The 2,035-nt window shown below is 54.8% G+C and carries 3 protein-coding genes; 1 reads left to right on the plus strand and 2 read right to left on the minus strand.

From position 1 onward, the window contains the following. Positions 1–258 precede the first annotated feature (258 nt). Positions 259–375, plus strand: coding sequence for a tannase/feruloyl esterase family alpha/beta hydrolase (locus FS320_RS51300; RefSeq protein WP_420846851.1), 117 nt, complete (start codon positions 259–261; stop codon positions 373–375). A gap of 207 nt (positions 376–582) precedes the next feature. Here the strand turns inward: FS320_RS51300 and FS320_RS42290 are convergent, their stop codons facing one another. Next, a complete protein-coding gene (locus FS320_RS42290) occupies positions 583–1,227 on the minus strand; it encodes a hypothetical protein (protein WP_152718511.1) in 645 nt (214 codons plus the stop codon). Next, positions 1,184–1,831 (minus strand): AlbA family DNA-binding domain-containing protein, encoded by a 648-nt coding sequence (locus FS320_RS42295; protein ID WP_152718512.1) that lies wholly within the window; start codon positions 1,829–1,831, stop codon positions 1,184–1,186. Before FS320_RS42295 ends, FS320_RS42290 begins: the two co-directional genes overlap by 44 nt. Positions 1,832–2,035: the final 204 nt, after the last annotated feature.

A 2,035-nucleotide genomic window follows, 5' to 3' on the forward strand; every position in this document is an offset into this window, starting at 1 on the left:
AGCCTTGACCGGAGCACGCCCGATCAGGCCTACTTCAACCCGCTTCCGCAACGCGCGGCAGCGTAACCCCGGCAGACGCTCCACTTAGCGAACCGAAAACGCTGTTCAACCAAACCGAGCCACCTCACTTGTCCTCATCGATCTCCATGAACCGACGTTACCACGCGCGGCACCCAAAATCCCGCGGCCCCGCTCGGATGGATACTCATCAACTGGGTCGAGAGCGGCAAAGCCCCGGATTCCCTTCAGGCGCGGCAGATGGCAGGCTCGCAGGTCGTGCGACCCCGCCCGCTGTGCCCTTATCCGCAGGTAGCGAAGTACTCTGGCGCTGGGAACTTGGACGAGGCTGCGAGTTTCAGCTGCTCCCAACCATAAGAGAGCACAGCGTGTCCTAGGGCTTCTGTTAATCCCGCTGAGACGCGATCACGGCCGACACCATTGAGATACCCACGCACAACGCCGTTGGAGATCCAAAGTGGATCAAAGACACAGGTCGGTGAGCCCGCAGCAATGTCCGATAATCCCTACTTATCGGACATTGCGTTGCGTGAAATACGTGAAGCAACCGTGATCTTAGCCCGATCAGGAGTTTTCTGTAGAAGAGCTTCTATTCGAGAATAATAGCTCGTCAAGTCGAGCAATTGCTCGACGAGTAGCGCTACCTGCTCCACCTTTTGACGCTTTTTGCACAACGCTCAGACATTCGGTGAGCAAAGCACGGATGCGAGGGATTTCGACTGAAAGAGGATGGTTTAAACCTTGTATCGCCAGTCCGATCTCTGTCACCGCCTTTGTATCAGAGGCGTGTACGGCTTCGCCATCTAGAATGCGCTTCTGTGTTTTGGCGACCCGCATAGAAGGTTTGGCGTAAGCCGTGTCCGGTGATGCGAGGCGCTTCCTATACAGGTCCTTGCGAGGCGGTTGAACGGGCAAGGTATCGATGTAGGCAATGAGATCCTTATCAGAGAGACCTGCCTTGCGAGCAAAATACCTTATAGGCAGCCAATCGCCGAAGGTGCTTTCCACTGCGAACCGAATGTAGTCCAAGGGTTCGCCTAAACATTTGTCCGCAAGGAAATCTTGGAGCATATCAGCCCGAGTGATGACGCCTTTCCTGACGATCTGGGTCGGGTTGGCAGCTGTGACATCCCCGACTAGGCGGAGGGCTGGGGATCCGGACTTTTCAATGAACTCGCCTTCTTTGATGAAGGAAATTTGGTTGATCAATCTGGATAGCTCGCTTTCCGTCTGTCAGCTCCATCTCGTCAAGATCCGCAATCATAGCCCGGCCTGGCCCCAGGCGGAGTAAGCGAACTACCATTGGAAGTATGTCAGCCCGTGCATAAGTGTCGCGCGCGTCCAAGAGGCTTCTCAGATCACTGTATTTGATGCGGGTTGAGATGCCCGGATAGCGAAAGAAGATATCTCCCTCAGAAATGTTGCCTTCTGTCTTGGTTGCGACAACGGGGCGACTTGGGTGTGGTTCGACATGGATGACCCCGACTTTAAATCCACCAACCTCGAAGATTGCTGTTTGAAAGCGAGGAGTTGGGTCAAAAATGCTTTTCACACGCTTTGCTAAATCCGCAGGATCGGCCTTGATGAACTCATCGTTTGCCATGCCGACGACCTCATGCTTGGCCTCACCACCAGCATCTTGATCCTTGATACCGAAGAAGATGTAGCCACCACGGTTGTTAGCCAACGCAGCCATCGGCCGGAGCCACCGAGCGGAGTGCTTCATTTGGAAGTTTTCTTTGCACTCTGCACAGTCCGTCTCGCCTGCGGTCAGTCGCCAAACACCGTCCCCGCCCTGATGAAACATCTTCATCAGTGTGGTCTGTGAAAGGGGGCTGACTTCCTCCTGTTCGGTAGGAACTATTTTGGCGCTTTCTGGGGCACGTTGAGAGTAATTACCCACGCCCCATTTTGACCTGAGGTTCAGGTGGACACGGTCTGAAGAATTGTCTTGAACGCGTTGGTTCCCGGGCCGAGACGCGCCGTGTCGACGACGGTGCGAATGTCTGCTTCGCCT

This window comes from Microvirga tunisiensis, assembly GCF_009296175.1.
GTDB classification, from domain to species: domain Bacteria; phylum Pseudomonadota; class Alphaproteobacteria; order Rhizobiales; family Beijerinckiaceae; genus Microvirga; species Microvirga tunisiensis.